Here is a 237-nt window from a genome sequence, read left to right as displayed (position 1 = left end):
TAGACCCATTCCAACAACCACGGTCACTAATAATATTTTCAGCCAAAAGTTAGTATTTTTAGCCTTTAAAACATCCTGTTTAAGTGCTTGCTCTGACTTTGAAAATTTGTCTATCTCGGTTTGAATCGTATCCATATATTTTGAAATTTTTTCCAACTTTCCTGCTTGCTGTTCATTTTTAAGTGATAACTCAGTATTGGATTGCTCCAGTTGTTTATTTAAATTGATCTGTTGAAT

Annotated in this window: 1 protein-coding gene; it reads right to left on the bottom strand. The window is 32.1% G+C overall.

Annotated elements, in window-relative coordinates; all coding sequences use genetic code 11:
- On the bottom strand, window positions 1–237 hold a 237-nt coding region (locus EXE10_RS21705), incomplete at both ends, for a hypothetical protein (protein WP_165383076.1).

It is taken from the genome of Acinetobacter sp. WCHAc060033 (assembly GCF_004209125.1).
GTDB lineage: Bacteria > Pseudomonadota > Gammaproteobacteria > Pseudomonadales > Moraxellaceae > Acinetobacter > Acinetobacter wuhouensis.
This window is presented reverse-complemented; position numbering and strand designations above follow the sequence as displayed.